12 protein-coding genes and 1 pseudogene are annotated in these 14,977 nt (G+C 65.7%); 2 read left to right on the forward strand and 11 right to left on the reverse strand.

The features are described from left to right. Positions 1-15: 15 nt before the first annotated feature. Both EB835_RS04000 and EB835_RS04005 read right to left on the reverse strand, forming a co-directional pair. Positions 16-1,017, reverse strand: coding sequence for a threonine/serine dehydratase (locus EB835_RS04000; protein WP_135808162.1), 1,002 nt, complete (start codon positions 1,015-1,017; stop codon positions 16-18). Positions 1,018-1,222: 205 nt separating this feature from the next. Then, entirely contained in the window at positions 1,223-2,587 is a 1,365-nt protein-coding gene (locus EB835_RS04005) for an MFS transporter (RefSeq protein ID WP_135808163.1), read from the reverse strand. Between the two features lie 366 nt (positions 2,588-2,953). On the opposite strand from EB835_RS04005, the gene paaZ reads away from it, so the two are divergent. Further along, positions 2,954-4,990: a phenylacetic acid degradation bifunctional protein PaaZ gene (gene paaZ, locus EB835_RS04010; RefSeq protein ID WP_135808164.1), complete on the forward strand. Its 2,037-nt coding sequence runs from the start codon at positions 2,954-2,956 to the stop codon at positions 4,988-4,990. A gap of 75 nt (positions 4,991-5,065) precedes the next feature. On the opposite strand, the gene EB835_RS04015 is transcribed toward paaZ, so the two are convergent. The 3 genes from EB835_RS04015 to EB835_RS04025 are packed head-to-tail and all read right to left on the reverse strand — an operon-like array spanning position 5,066 to position 9,242. Further along, on the reverse strand, positions 5,066-5,971 hold the full coding sequence (locus tag EB835_RS04015; RefSeq protein WP_168216627.1) for a diacylglycerol/lipid kinase family protein: 906 nt from the start codon (positions 5,969-5,971) through the stop codon (positions 5,066-5,068). Then, positions 5,968-7,620 (reverse strand): FAD-binding oxidoreductase, encoded by a 1,653-nt coding sequence (locus tag EB835_RS04020; RefSeq protein ID WP_135808166.1) that lies wholly within the window; start codon positions 7,618-7,620, stop codon positions 5,968-5,970. The genes EB835_RS04015 and EB835_RS04020 overlap by 4 nt, the downstream gene beginning before the upstream one ends. Positions 7,621-7,625: 5 nt before the next feature. After that, positions 7,626-9,242: a glycerol-3-phosphate dehydrogenase/oxidase gene (locus tag EB835_RS04025; RefSeq protein ID WP_135808167.1), complete on the reverse strand. Its 1,617-nt coding sequence runs from the start codon at positions 9,240-9,242 to the stop codon at positions 7,626-7,628. A gap of 67 nt (positions 9,243-9,309) precedes the next feature. On the opposite strand from EB835_RS04025, the gene EB835_RS04030 reads away from it, so the two are divergent. After that, positions 9,310-9,951: a TetR/AcrR family transcriptional regulator gene (locus EB835_RS04030; RefSeq protein ID WP_168216628.1), complete on the forward strand. Its 642-nt coding sequence runs from the start codon at positions 9,310-9,312 to the stop codon at positions 9,949-9,951. Between the two features lie 186 nt (positions 9,952-10,137). Here the strand turns inward: EB835_RS04030 and EB835_RS20755 are convergent, their stop codons facing one another. From EB835_RS20755 to EB835_RS04060, 6 genes and pseudogenes are all read right to left on the reverse strand, one after another. After that, positions 10,138-10,374 (reverse strand): hypothetical protein, encoded by a 237-nt coding sequence (locus EB835_RS20755; protein ID WP_276605978.1) that lies wholly within the window; start codon positions 10,372-10,374, stop codon positions 10,138-10,140. 377 nt (positions 10,375-10,751) lie between these two features. Beyond that, positions 10,752-11,306: a hypothetical protein gene (locus EB835_RS04040; protein WP_135808169.1), complete on the reverse strand. Its 555-nt coding sequence runs from the start codon at positions 11,304-11,306 to the stop codon at positions 10,752-10,754. Positions 11,307-11,524: 218 nt separating this feature from the next. Next, positions 11,525-12,283 (reverse strand): TetR/AcrR family transcriptional regulator, encoded by a 759-nt coding sequence (locus EB835_RS04045; RefSeq protein WP_135808170.1) that lies wholly within the window; start codon positions 12,281-12,283, stop codon positions 11,525-11,527. Between the two features lie 131 nt (positions 12,284-12,414). Further along, entirely contained in the window at positions 12,415-13,710 is a 1,296-nt protein-coding gene (locus tag EB835_RS04050) for an AMP-binding protein (RefSeq protein WP_135808171.1), read from the reverse strand. Positions 13,711-13,901: 191 nt separating this feature from the next. Further along, on the reverse strand, positions 13,902-14,396 hold the full coding sequence (gene paaI / locus EB835_RS04055) for a hydroxyphenylacetyl-CoA thioesterase PaaI (protein WP_135808172.1): 495 nt from the start codon (positions 14,394-14,396) through the stop codon (positions 13,902-13,904). Between the two features lie 458 nt (positions 14,397-14,854). Next, positions 14,855-14,977, reverse strand: a pseudogene (locus EB835_RS04060) (IS30 family transposase); the annotation flags it as partial.

Genomic DNA, 14,977 nt, shown 5'->3' on the forward strand with positions numbered 1-14,977 from the left:
GCCGTCACCGCTCGATCAGAGATCGCCGAGGCTGGTGTTCGCCCCGCAGAGGACGACGCAGACCTTCTCTCCCTCGCCCGGCGCATAGCCGTCCTCACCATGGATCCCGGCCAGTGCCGTGGCCGCGGCATGTTCGACGGCCAGCCGGTGCTGATCCCACAGATGCTGCCGAGCATCGATGATCGCTTCGTCGCCGACGAGCACCGAGGTGACCAGATCGGACTGTGCCGCGGACAGTGCCAGCGGTGTGGCCCTCCGGGCACCGAGTGAATCCGAGGCCACCGAATCCACCGGCACGTCGACCGGCTGACCCGCTTCGATCGCCGCATTCAGCGCTCGGCAGTTCTCCGGCTCCACAGCGATCGTCCGTACTCCGTGATGGGTCGCCGCCGTCGCCACACCGGCGAACAGCCCGCCCCCGCCGACCGACACGACCACCGTGTCGAGATCAGGCACCTGCGTCAGAATTTCGGTGAACATTGTGCCCGCGCCAGCGGCGATGAGCGGATGATCGTAGGCGTGCGAGGCCAACGCACCCGATGAGGCGACGAACTCCTGGCAGGCGGCGGCCGCCTCGGCGTACTCGCGACCGACCAGCCGCACCTCGGCGCCGTAGGAGCGCAGGCGCGCGACCTTGACCTCTGGTGCGGTCTCCGGCAGGAACACGGTCGCGGGCACCCCGGCCTCGCGGGCGGCCCACGCGCAGGCCAGGCCAGCGTTTCCGCCCGAAGCGATCGTCACTCCCGCCTCGGGGAAGGTGCCCTCGGCAAGGTGGGTGCGGATGAAGTTCTGCGCGCCGCGGGCCTTGAACGTGCCCGTGTACTGCATGAATTCGAGGGCGAAGTACAGCCCCGAGGCGGCCGGATCGGTCGTCGGTGCCGCGCTCCAAGTGGCACCGGTGTCGGTCTCCGCAGCGGGCAGATTCCCCGGCTGCGCCGAAGCGACCGCCACCGGGCGCACGCGTCCGGCGATTCGTGCGGCGGCCGCCTCGACGTCGGCATACGTCATTTCAGTCATGCCCTCAGCCTATGCGAGAGCTGCTGCAAGGTTTCGTTTCCTGCGGCAGATTGTTTGGTCGATCCACCGTGATCCAGGCGCCCAGAGCGCCGTGGATCGACCAAACAATCGGGTGCAAGGAGAAGATTCGAGGGGTGGGCTGAGGGCAATCACCTCGGCGAGGGGCCGGCGACGGCGTGAGCCGGCCTCGGCGTTACCTGATGACTCAGTGGTGCTTGGTCACGCCGAGGTCAACGCCCTTCGTCTCCTTGACGAGGCTGACGCCGATGAGCGAGATGATGCACACGATGATCATGTAGATCGCGATTGACAGCGACGAACCGGTCTCCGCGAGCAGCGTCTCGGCGATGGTCGGGGCGAAGGCACCGCCGAGGATCGCACCGAGGGCGTAGCCGATCGACACTCCGGAGTAGCGGACCTGGGCGGGGAACATCTCCGCGTACATCGCCGACATCGGGCCATAGGACAGGCCCATGCCGACGGTGAGGACGAAGATGCCGATGCCGTACATCCAGATATTGGCCATATCGATCATGAGGAACGTCGGGATGAGCCACATGATGAGGAGGATGTAGCCGATCTGGAAGGTACGCACGCGGCCCAACTTGTCCGACAGCGCCCCGCCCCACATCGTGAAGACCAGCCACCCGAAGCTCGCCAGCGTCGTCGCCAGCAGCACGGGTGCCCGGTCGAGGCCGACCGAACCGCCCTCGGCGAGCGGGCGGGAGGCATAGGCGGCGAAGAACGCGATGATCATGTAACCGACGGCGTTGTTGCCGATGAAGATGAGCGCGGAGAGGATGACCTCCTTCGTGTTCTTCTTGAACAGGGTGCCCAGCGGGGCCGAGGACTCGGCCTTGCGTTCGGCGAGCTCGGCGAAGACGGGGGACTCCTCGACCTGGCGGCGGATGTAGTAGCCGACGAAGACGAGGACGACGGAGAAGAGGAACGGGATCCGCCAGCCGAAGCTCGCGAACTGTTCGGGACTGAGCACCGTGGTCAGGACCCAGATGACGCCGGTGGCCAGGATCATCCCGACCGGCACGCCGATCTGCGGGTAGGCGCCGAAGATGCCGCGCTTGGAGATCGGGGCGTGTTCGACCGACAGCAGCGCGGCCCCGCCCCATTCGCCTCCGGCGGAGAAGCCCTGGAGGATCCGCAGCAGGGTGAGCAGGATGGGAGCGCCGACTCCGATCGCGGCATAGGTCGGCAGCAGACCGATGAGCGAGGTCGCCGCACCCATGAGGATGAGCGTGAGCACGAGCATCTTCTTGCGCCCGATCCGATCACCGAGGTGGCCGGCGATGATCGCGCCCAATGGCCGGAACAGGAAGGAGATGCCCAGAGAGGCCCAGGCCATGATCTGCCCGAGTGCCGGATTGTCCGCGGCCAGCGGTCCGAAGTACTGGGTCGAGAGGACGAGACCGGCGGCCTGGGCGTAGATGAAGAAGTCGTACCACTCGATGGTGGTGCCGACCAGGGTGCCCGCGAGGACCTTGCGCTCCTCCCGGGTGATCGAATGGGGTGCGGGCGGCTGTGCTGCGGCGGGGCCGGGTGCTGTGGTGGACATCAGAGGATCTTTCGGTTGCTGGGCGACATTGCCTTGCACCTCGCGGGCGGCGGTGGTCCTCGACTCTGAGTGATCGCCGGTGCCGCCGGCGAGGCGAATGACGGGTGGCCGTCGTGCGCTTCTCTCCTGACTCGACTGACTGTCTGGTCAGTAATTGACACAAATCATAGAGCAGAACGAGCTCCGTGTCACTCGCACGCCACCGGGGTGTGCCGTGGGTCGATGGCCGTTTCGCTCGACCGCCGCGGCCGGGGCGAGCAATGACAATTACCGACCAATTGGTTAGTATATTTCTAGGAATCGGCAGCGGTGCCGAACGCGGCCGCCGTGGACCGGGAGACGTCGTTTCACCAGGGAGAGCAAAGCATGACCGAAATCCTCAGTTCCTATGTGGCCGGATCCTGGCACACCCCCGCAGCGACCGAGTCCGCCCGCCCCGTCCGCGACGCCGGCACCGGAGAACTCCTGCACTCGGTGAGCTCGGCCGGAGTCGACTTCGCCGCCGTCGCCGACCATGCTCGGACCACCGGTCTCGAGCAGCTGCAGAGCCTCACCTTCCACCAGCGCGGTGTGATCCTGAAGAAACTCGCGACCTATCTCATGGAGCGCACGAAGGACTACCACGAGATCTCGTTTTCCACCGGCACCACGAAGCGCGATGCCTTCGTCGATATCGAGGGCGGAATCGGCACTCTCTTCACCTATTCCGGTATTGCTCGCCGGCAGATGCCGAACTCGACCGTCCACCTCGACGGCGGTGTCGAGCGCCTGTCGAAGAACGGCACCTTCGTCGGTCGCCATATCCTCACTTCCCGGCAAGGCCTGGCATGTCAGATCAACGCCTTCAACTTCCCCGTCTGGGGCATGCTCGAGAAGTTCGGGCCGATGTTCACAGCCGGCGTCCCTGTCGTCGTCAAGCCCGCCACCGACACCGCGCACCTGACCCGTGCCGTGGTCGCGGATATGGTCGAATCCGGTCTGCTCCCCGCCGGTGCGATCCAGCTGGTCAACGGTGACGTCACCCCGCTGTTCGACCACCTCGCCGAACAGGACGCGATCGCCTTCACCGGTTCTGCGAACACCGCCCGCCACCTCTCTGCTCTCGACTGCGTGACCCAACGCGGCACCCGATTCTTCGCCGAGGCGGACTCGCTGAACTTCTCCCTGCTCGGTCCCGATGCCGGACCCGGCTCGCAGGAATTCGACCTCTTCGTCGAAGGCGTCGTCGCCGAGATGACCGTCAAGGCCGGACAGAAGTGCACAGCGATCCGCCGCACCTTCGTCCCCGAGGCCTATGCCGAGGCGGTCGGCGAGGCCATCATCGCGAAGCTCGCCACACAGGGCGTGGGCGATCCGCGCGAGAAGTCCACCCGGCTGGGCCCCGTCGTGTCGACCAAGCAGCGCACCGATGTCCTCGACGCGGTCGACCAGATCATCGCCGGGGGAGCGCACCTGCTGACCGGTGGTCGTGAGGAGTCGGACAGGCTCGCCGCCGAGCACGGCGGCGCCTATGTCGCGGCCACCGTTCTTCAGGCCGATGACGCGTGGGCCGACGCCGTCCACGACGTCGAGGCCTTCGGGCCCGTGACCTCGATCATCACCTACTCCGACACCGAGGAGGCAGTCCGCCTGGCCGCCCGTGGCCGTGGCTCCCTGGTCGGCTCGGTCGTCACCCACGATGCTGAGTTCGCCACCGAGTTCGTCCGCCGGATCGCCCCGTGGCACGGCCGCATCCTCGTCCTCGACCGCGATGACGCCGAAGAGTCGACCGGGCACGGTTCGCCCCTGCCGAACCTCATCCACGGCGGTCCGGGTCGGGCCGGCGGCGGCGAGGAGATGGGCGGACTGCGCGGCGTCGAACACTTCATGCAGCGCACCGCGATCCAAGCCTCCCCGGATATGCTCACCGCCATCGGCGGGGAATGGGTGAATGGTTCGGAGCGCCGCCTCGGCGAGCATCCGTTCACGAAGTCACTTGCGGATCTGCGCATCGGCGATGCGCTCGATTCGGAATGGCGGGAAGTCACGCTCGACGATATCGAGCACTTCGCGAACTTCACCGGGGACACCTTCTACGCGCATATGAACGAAGAGGCAGCGGCCGCGAACCCGTTCTTCCCGGGGCGGGTGGCGCACGGGTACCTCATCGTCTCCTTCGCGGCCGGACTCTTCGTCCAGCCGGACCCGGGTCCGGTGCTCGCGAATTACGGCCTCGAAGGTCTGAACTTCATCACGCCCGTCTCACCAGGGGATTCGCTCAAGGTCACGCTCACAGCCAAGCGCATCACCCCGCGCGAGACCGACGAATACGGCGAGGTCCGCTGGGACGCGCAGGTCGTCAACCAAAACTACGAACCTGTAGCGAACTACGACGTGCTCACCCTCGTGGCGAAGGAGTACTGACAGTCGGACCGGCTGTCCCCGTCGATCAGGCGAGGGCAGCCGGTCGGACGGTTTGGGATTCGGACGGAATGAGATTCAGGCTGGAACACGAACGGTGAGCGAACCCGGTCGGATCCGCACGGTCGCCGGCGTCTGCGCCACAGCATCGCCGTCGGCGACGATCTCGATCGGATCCGCAGCCTCGGCGGCGGCGATGTGGATCTCGCGGGCCCGAGTGAAGCGGATGTGCGGGTGGAGACGACGTCCGGCCCCGAACATGTAGGCCACGAGTTCCAAGGCCAGGAGTGGGATAGCGGCATCGGTGAAGAGCACCACGTCGATGAGTCCATCGTCGATCTCGGCCGCTGGCGAAAGCTTCAGGCCGCCTCCGTAGCGCCCGGAATTCGCGAACCCCGCGGAGAACCCGCGGAAGTCGATGCTTTCGTCATCGACGGTGAGGGTCACCTCGATGCGACGGGCGCGGACGATCGCACGGACCAGTCCGTACAGGTAGACCCAGTGGCCGCGGATCCGTCTGACCGAGTCGGCGAAGGCTTGGACCTGCGAGTCGAGGCCGAGACTGACGTTGCCGACGCAGACCCGCCCGTCGAGGTCGAGGACGTCGATGGTGCGATTGCGGCCTCCCGCGATGAGACCGGCGGCAGCCGAGACGTTCTTCGGGATGCCGAGTTTGCCGATGAAGTCGTTGCCGCGGCCGCCCGGGACGATGCCCAGCGCCGTGTCCGTGTCGACGAGGCCCGCCGCGACGGCACGGACCATGCCGTCCCCGCCGAGGGAGAGAACGATCGGCGCACCCTGCTCGGCGAATCGTGCGGCAAGCTCGGTCGCGTGCGCCTCGCTCGTGCTCTCGACGAGTTCGGCGCTGAAACCGTCCGCGGCCAGCACCTTCTTCAGCGGGGCGATCCGCTTCCTGACTGCGCCGTTGCGGGCGGAGGGATTGAGGATGACAGGGACGGTCGTCCGTACGGTCGCGGCGTTCACAGCCGATCGGGACCGTTCATGAGCTTGCCCGGGTTCATGATGCCGGTCGGATCGACCTCCGCCTTGGCCGCGCGCAGCATCCGCAGCCACAGCTTGCCGGTCTCTTCGGGCAGCCAGGGGGCATGGTCGGTGCCGACGGCATGGTGGTGGGTGATCGTGCCGCCGCCTGTCATGATGGCGTCGCTGGCCGCGGACTTCAGGGCCTTCCACTGCGCAATCTCCGCTCCGACTTGCTGCTTGGCGAAGACCGTGTAATACAGCGAGCAGCCGGCGGCGTAGAGGTGCGAGACGTGGCAGAGCACGAATGCGGGGGTGCCGCGGTCAGCCATCTCCTTCTCGATTCCGGCCCTGATCGAGTCATGGAGGTCTTCCACCTTCGACCAGGGTGCAGAGGTCTCCAGCGTTTCGACGATCATCCCCTCACGCAGCAGCTGATCACGCAGGTATGGAGTCGAGAACCGGTGTTTCTCCCACGAGGTCTCCGGCACAGCGCCGAGGTTGACGCCCTTGTGCCTGCGCACGATTGAGCGGCCCTGGGAGCGACGCGAACGCACATCGGGCTGGGCGCCGTCGTAGCGGACGACGAGGAGGCAGGGGGTCGTGATGCCGCGGGCGCGCAGATAGGCGAGAACGCCCTTGCGCTGCAGCTCGCTGCCGAGCTGAGCGAGACCGAACTCGGTCTCGTTGACATCGGAGAGACGGGCGATGTCGAGGTGCAGGCCCGACTGCTCCATCTCCCGCAGCGCCGCGGTGCCTGAGGCGAAGTCGGGGAAGAACCAGGAGTCGGCCTGAACCGCCTTCGGCACGCGACGGATCCGCAGGGTCACCTCGGTGATGATGCCCAGCGTCCCTTCGGAACCGACGAACAGCTGGCGCGGATTCGGGCCGGCCGCTGTCGCCGGCGTGGTGCGCAGCTCGACGGGGCCGCTCGGGGTCGAGCAGCGCAGGCCGTAGACGTTCTCATCGATGCGTCCGTAGCCGGTCGACTGCTGACCGGCCGAGCGGGTGGCGACCCAGCCGCCGACGGTGCTGAATTCGAAGGACTGCGGATAGTGTGCGAGCGTGAAGCCGCGCGCCTGCAGTGCGTCCTCCAAGTCGGGTCCGAAGACGCCGGCCTGGACGGTGGCTGTCAGCGACTCCTCGTCGATGTCGACGATCCGGTCGAGACGGGCCATGCTGATGCTCACGGCTGCGGAGAACTCGCCGCGCACGGCGTCGACGCCCCCGACGACACTGGTGCCGCCGCCGAACGGGACGACCGCAACGGATTCTTCGGCGCACACGGCCAGCAGGGCATCCACCTCGGCGTCGGAGGCAGGGTAGAGCACCGCATCGGGAGCGTGGGTCAGCTGCCCGCTGCGCAGGCGGATGAGGTCGGGCAGGCTGCGCCCGGCCGCATGGGAGACGCGGACGGCATGGTCGTCGCGGACGAAGTCCTCGCCCACTGTCTCCGCGAGGCGGATGCGCACCGCATCGGTGAGTTCCGATTCGGGAAGTGAGACGTCCTCGAGTGCCACATGCGGCCTGTCGACTCCGGCCGGCCACCCGCAGTGCTTGCTCAGGATCACCTTCGCGCCGGGCTTGACGGGCCCGTCATTGCCGTCCTCGCCCCAGCCCCACCAGCGCATACGCGGCCCCGTGTTGTCCATGATCGTCATCCTTCGTGTCGTGATTCGGTGCTGAGCTCCGGAGCCAGCCGGGCCACTGCGTCAAAGAGGTCGGCGCGATCGGCGTCGACGAGTCCCCATCGGGTCCGCCGGTCGATGACGTCTTCGACCGTGAGAGCGAGTTCGTGTTCGACGGCGAAGCGGACTTCCGCCCCGGTCAGAGGGATTCCCTCTCGCACGGGCTCGTTGAGGGCGGGGTCGGCGTCACCGTAGGCGGCGACCTTCGCGGCGTCGGTTCCGTAGACGGCGACGAGACGTTCGGGCAGACCGGGCGCGGGTGTTCCCTTGCCGACGAGCCCGAGTTCGCTCGTTCGGCATTCTCCGGCCTGCAGCCCGCCGACCCTGACGACGTCATCGACGGCATCTTCGGCCATGCGTCGGTAGGCGGTGAGCTTTCCCCCGACGATGGTCAGCGCCCCCGTCCGCGAGTCGCGCAGCAGGGCGTGTCTGCGGGAGAGGTCGGCGCTGCTGGAGCCTCCCGTGCTCGTGGAGTCTCCCGTGCTCTTGATCAGGGGGCGGAAGCCGGCGTAGCCGCCGACGATGTCCTCAGATGTCAGTTCGTCCTCGAGGACGGCGTTGATCGTGTCGAGGAGGAACGCCTCCTCGTCGTCGTCGGGAAGGGCCCGATCCGGGATCGGGCCCTGGTGCGGATCGTCGGTGAGGCCGATCATGACCAGACCGTTGTGCCACGGCACGGCGAAGACGTAGCGGCCGAAGTGACCGGGCACCGGTGCGGTGATCGCGGCCTCCGGATTGCCCAGGCGAGCGGCCGGCACGAGGATGTGCGAACCCTTGCTCGGAGCCAGTTCGACTTCGTCGGACAGAGTATCGGACCAGACGCCGGCGGCATTGATGATCTGGCGGGCGCGCAGCGTGTGCTCGTGCCCGGTGAGGCGGTCTCTGATGTGCACGCGAGAGGGTTCGATGTCGGTCGCCTCGGCGTAGGTGATGATGCCCGCGCCATGTTCGGCGGCCGTGCGGGCCAAAGCGACGACGAGCCGGGCATCGTCGATGAGCTGGCCGTCCCAGCTGAGCAGTCCGCCGCGCAGACCATCGGTCGCCGTCGTCGGGGCGAGCCGCCGGACTGCTGCGGCCGAGACGCGGCGGGGGCGGGGGAGGAGTTCCTTCGGGGTGCGGGCGAGCATCCGCAGGACATTGCCGGCGTGGAAGCCGGTGCTCGTCACGGTGGCCTCGACGCGGCCGATCCCCGGGTGCAGCGGGAAGATCATCGGCAGCGGTCGGATGAGATGCGGGGCGATGGTGTTCATCAGCCGGCCGCGTTCGACGGCGGATTCCCACGCGATCCCGACCTCGGCCTTGGCGAGGTAGCGCAGTCCGCCGTGGGCGAGCTTCGAACTCCAGCTGCTCGTGCCCGAGGCGAGATCGCCGCGTTCGACGAGGGTGACCGAGAGTCCCCGGCTGGCCGCGTCAAGGGCGGCCCCGACGCCGGTGAATCCGCCGCCGATGACAACGACGTCGGAGACATTCGCCGCGGCGGCCGTGAGATCGCGTTCGCGTTGAACGGCGTTGAGGGCCGAGGCGCTCTTGTTCGTGCGAGCACCGAGTCCTGCCGCGGCGCCGGCGTCCGGTGTGGTGGAGTCCATTCCCTGCCTTTCTGGTACGAAGTCGTACCAGTTTGCGATAACCGGCGAATGTTGTCAAGATCACAGTGTGACTACTCGAGGACGCCCCTATGCCGGAGCCAGCCGTGAAGCGCGGAAGGGAGCCCGGCGGGAACAGCTCGTCTCCGCAGGGCTCGAGCTGTTCGGAACCGAAGGATACCGAGCGGCCACGGTCGGGGCGATCTGCGAGAGAGCCGGCCTGAACAAGCGCTATTTCTACGAATCGTTCAGCACGCTGGAGGATCTGCTGTGCGTGGTCTACGAGCACGTGGTCGCCGACCTGCGGGCCGCAGTGCTCGCCGGCGACGGCGAATCCGCGCCTGAGATGCTGCGTGGTTTCATCTCGGCGTTCCTCGCATGGGCGCAGAGTCATCCGGTCGAGGCGAAGGTCCACCTCTTCGAAGTCCTCGGCGTGAGCTCGCGTGTCGACGAGCTCTATCGCTCACACGCGCGCTCGATCGGTGACGAGCTCGTCGACCGACTGGCCGCGTCGTTCTCCGGGCCGGAGCTGAGCGCGGAACAGGGGCGCATCCTCGGTGATGTGCTCGTCGGTGCGGGGCTCCAGCTCGTCGTCGACTGGGTGATCAGCGGCTATCAGCCTCCGCGCGAAGAGTTTCTGGCTGAGATGGACGAGACGCTGAGTTGGATCGTGGCCGCAGGGATGTCGGCTCTCGGGCTCGGTCGCGGGTGAGTTCGGTCGCGTGAGCGGCACGATTCCAGATCACCCAGTGAATGGATATCATCAGGTATTCAGGGGTGCGTGATGACTGATGTGTTGATTCGGAATATCTCAGCGGCGACCTTGTCGAGAGTGGATGCTCTTGCGAGTCGCGCGGGCCTGTCCCGTGAGGAATACCTGCGCACGGCCCTCGAACGCTCAGGCTTCCAGCCCTTGGAAGGCCATCGTCGTGACCGCCTCGGCGATGGTGTCGGGATCGACGGGATAGCTGGGCCGGTACCACTCGGTGATCGAGTTGACCATGCCAGAGGACAAAGCACTCTGGTCCTGATGCTTCCGGCAATCGTTGACTCCCAGTCGACAAGTCTGCGTGGCGCCGACCGTCCTGATTCCGCCCGGACTGGGATCGACGCAGTACCGAAATAGCAATGTCATTATTTCCGAGATAGCTGTGAATCTGTGGTCAGTCGGGAAGATTGCGGCGTAGTGTTGCGAAGTGCCGCTGGGCCGTGAGAAGCAATATGACTGCGACTGACTGGTATGGACGGCGAGTGTTGACAGAAAGCGACAATGGGGTCGTCAGCCAGATAGACGACAGCAGCTGGTTGAGAATTGATAGGCTGGCGAGCTCGTTGGCCTTGTCATGCTCATCAACCGGGCGCAGATATTCGTAAGGCTATGAGTCTTGAGGACCTGCGTCGAACATATATACTATTAGATGCCAAGAGTTATCACTCAAGGCGTTTAAGGTGAACGCCGTATATATCCGTATCCAATGGCAATTGGTCATATTTAGGAAGGGCCCCGCGGGCTTACTTGAATAGCAGTGGTAGCCGATCTAAAAACCGATTGCTATCGTTAAGAAGAACTTTTCTGCGAAGATATCTACCGCCAGAACGAACTGTTGCTACGTGAATTCGGACCGGAGAGGATGGTGGAATCTCTGGTGGCAGTTTCTTTAAATTCAGCGTCCAGTCCTGGTGTTCGGTCGGATCGAGAGTTACTTCGTCTGGACCGTCAAAATGGAATCTCGGATCAATGTCGATGTATCGAGCATTGCTATTTAAATCAACGACCGGTGCCTTGATCGAACATTTCAACCGACCCTGATTCTCAATTCGAATAATAAATATGTGAGTCGTCTGATTCTTTTCTGCTTCGGCGGAATTGTCCCGGTGGTTCCAGATGGTTAGGACTGGGAGTGGGCCAGTCTCACGATGTATTCTGCGCGTTAATTTCATGCTGTCGCGACTTGTCTTGAGGGAAATAAGGGCTGCGCCGCAGGCGCCTGCGGCGGCAACTGCGCCGGCAATCGCTCCGATGGCTGTCCAGTGATCTGGAGTTAGGCCGAAAACGAGGTCGTTCATATAGGAATATTCTCATAGCGCAAGTGGAGGCTACGAGCCTCGGCAATCATGAAGCGAGGCTGGCGTCGTCAGCGGCTCCACAGTACTGTTCAGTTAGTTTTTGACAGTCAGGCTGCGGATGGTTGAAGGTGCTTAGGTGCATCTCGTGGGACGAAGCAGCGCTGGTTGTGGTCTTCCAGAGGTGTCGCTGTCCATGAGTCCGGCGGACCTTCCGTCCCTTACGCCTCCAGCCCTTGGAAGGCCATCGTCGTGACCGCCTCGGCGATGGTGTCGGGGTCGACAGGATAGCTGGTCCGGTACCACTCGGTGATCGAGTTGACCATGCCGAAGAGCAGACGCGTGATCAGGCCGGGAGTGAAGTCCGAGCGCAGACCGCCCTCGGCGATGGCGCTTTCGACGAGAGCACGGACCTTCGCATCGATGTTGCGGCGGGCCTCGAGGGCTTCTCGTTCCAGAGGCGAGTTTCCGCGCACGCGCAGCAGCAGGGTCACCGAATGGTGGTACTCGATGAGGATGACCACGCTGGCGTGCACGGCCAGCTGCAGGCGTTCGAGCGCGGTGAGGTTCTCGCGCAGGCTCTCGGTCTCGACCGCGGAGTCGAGGGCGCGGATCCCGCGGCTGATCGCCAGATGCAGCAGCTCTTCCTTCGACTTCACATGGTGATAGATCGCCGACTTCGTGATGCCCAGCTCCCGGGCGACCGTGTCCATGGAGGTGCCGTCGTAGCCGCGGGAGACGAAGACCTCCGTAGCTTTGTTGATCAGGGTCTCCCGGTCGTAGCCGGGACGGCCGCGGCGGGAGCGTTTGGGCGTCGTCGCCTCAGCCGAGGCGGCAGGCGTCGGGGCGGCCGCCTTACCCGAGGCGGCAGGCGTCGTGGCGGCCGCCTCGGCGGGGGTGGTCGACGAAGAAGCGTTCGACGCTGACGTCGGCGACGTCGATGCTGGTGAGGTCGACGTGGGTGAGGACGATTCGGGCATGCGCATCAGTCTAATCGGCCACCTCGGTGAGTGCCGCGACGCAGGTCACAGCACTTCCCTCAGCACTCATTGCCGCATTCACAGCAGCACTCACTGCCGCATTCGCCTGAGCGCATGCCCCGCGCCTCATCTCAGCGCACGCCTTCGCGGCGGTCGATGATGCGCTTCATCTTGCCGACCGAGCGCGGCAGGTCGCCGGGCAGTTTGATGTCGATGCTGCAGGAGACGCCGAGGCGCTCCTTGATCCGGGCGGCCACGAGCTTGTCGAGACCGTCGATCTCGACGGCGCCGACGCCTTCGCGGGCCTCGACCTGGACGGTCATCTCATCCATCCGACCCGGTCGGGTGAGGACGAGCTGGAAATGCGGGCTCAAGGGTGCGAATTCGAAGAGCACGGTCTCGACGTTCGCCGGGTAGACGTTGACGCCGCGGATGATCATGAGGTCGTCGGAGCGGCCGGTGATGCGCGAGATGCGGCGGAAGTTCGGGCGTGCGGTGCCCGGCAGCAGGGTCGCCAGGTCGTGCGTGCGGTAGCGGATGATCGGCAGCGCCTCCTTCGTCAGCGAGGTGAAGACGAGTTCGCCCTCCTCGCCGTCGGGCAGCACCTCACCGGTGAAGGGGTCGACGATCTCCGGGTAGAAATGGTCCTCCCAGATCGTCGGGCCGTCCTTCGTCACCGCGGATTCGCAGGCCACACCCGGGCCCATGACCTCGGAGAGGCCGTAGATGTCGACGGCGTTGATATTGAAGGACTGCTCGATCTCCTTGCGCATCTCGTCCGTCCACGGCTCGGCGCCGCAGATCGCGGTCTTCAGGCTCGTCGACCTCGGATCGATGCCCTGCTTGTGGAACTCGTCGAGGATCGTGAGCAGATACGTCGGGGTGGCCGTGATGAGATCGGGCTTGAAGTCCTGGATCAGCTGGACCTGGCGCGGGGTCTGTCCGCCGGAGATCGGCACGACGGTGAACCCGTGACGCTCCGCCCCGTGGACACCCAGACCGCCGGTGAACAGGCCGTATCCATAGGCGTTGTGCATCATCTGCCCGCGTTTGCCGCCGGCGCCGAGGATGGATCGGGCGATGAGGCTGCCCCACCGATCGAGGTCGCCCATGGTGTACCCGACGACGGTCGGCAGGCCGGTCGTGCCCGAGGAGGCGTGGATGCGTGCGACCTGCTCCTGCGGGACCGCGAAGAGCCCGAACGGGTAGTTGTCGCGCAGGTCCTGCTTGGTCGTGAACGGCAGCTTCGCAATGTCGTCGAGACTCGTGATGTCGGCCGGAGTCACGCCGAGGTCGTCGAAGGCCTTCCGGTAGAACGGCACCCGTTCGTACACCGACGTCACGGTCGTCTTGAGGTTCTTCAGCTGGTCGGAGCGCAGCTCGTCCAGGCTCATCCGTTCGCCGGCATCGAGGTCGGTCTCAGTCATCATCGTCTCCTTGAGAATCTCTTCTGTGTCTCAGATCCATCTGTGGTTCAGATCCAAAGGCCGCCGAGGTGGTCCACCGTGCTCAGGTGTCCGGTCGTCGACGGGGGTGCGGTGGGGTTCGTTCGTCTCGGCTGGCTGCCGATCGTCGGTTCGGGTGAGCGCCGGGCTCTGTTTGCCGGTGAGAGGCGGGTCTACTTGCGGGCAGGCAGCGTGCGGGAGCGTCCGCGATAGGTGGCGATGATGTCATCGCCGCGGGTGACTGTGACGTCGTAGATGCCCGAGCGGCCCTGCCTGACGATCTCGTGGCCGCGAGCGACGAGCTCGTCTCCGAGGTGCGTGGGTCTGAGGAAGTCGATGTCCCCGCCCGAGGCGACCGTGATCGAGCCGGGATAGTTGCAGGCCATTGCGAAGGTGGTGTCGGCGAAGAGGAAGACGTAGCCGCCGTGAGTGATGTCGTGGCCGTTGGTCATGGTCTCGGTGACCGTCATCGAACACTGCGCCCAACCGGGTCCGTGGTCATCGACGGTGATTCCCAGATGCTGCGAAGCCCGGTCATTGGCGAACATCGCGGCCGCACCGGTCTCTGGGGCCGCCTCGTTGGGGGTCTCTTCGGCCGCCTCGGTGGGGGATGGATCGCTTGGGGTCTCCGGCTCCGCGGTCGTCGTATCGTGGGCGGGCTGTCCCATAGTCGGCTCCTCCTCGAGTCGCGGGTTCGGGCGCTGATGCACGGGGAGTGTCTGCGCCGCTGCGTATGGACGACGGTGAGAGTTCCCCGTGATCCCGGACGGTCGGCCCGTCGGAGAATAAACGACCATCTGGTCAATAAATATCGTTCCGATCGTCGCCGCTGTCAAGTTCCGGCGAACGCGCCGCCGGCAATCGCGCACGCATCGTCAAGTCGGGGCGGGCGGCGCGGGGCGCGGTCCGGGGTGGCGCGGTCCGGGGCGCCGAAGCAACGCTGCAGCGCCGAGACCACGGTGCGTGCGCAGGTGTCTCGGCGCTCCACCGTTGCTGGGGAGGGCGTCGGCGGGGCGGTGCGGCGTTGCGCCTCGACGTGGGCGCGCAGGGTCGTGGGGGCGCCTCGATGTGGGTGCGCCGGGTCGCGATTTACTGGTCGATCCGCGGCGTTCGGGTCGCGGCGGATTCAAGCTATCGTTGCAACACCTGTCGAATCGTCGTGTTCGTTCAATAGTTTAGCCAGGGCCTCGGCCGGCGTCTTCCAACCCAACCGTTTCCGGGGCCGGGCGTTGAGCTCAGCAGCGACCAT

Source organism: Brevibacterium sp. S22 (genome assembly GCF_004745485.1).
In the GTDB taxonomy this organism is placed as follows: Bacteria; Actinomycetota; Actinomycetes; order Actinomycetales; family Brevibacteriaceae; genus Brevibacterium.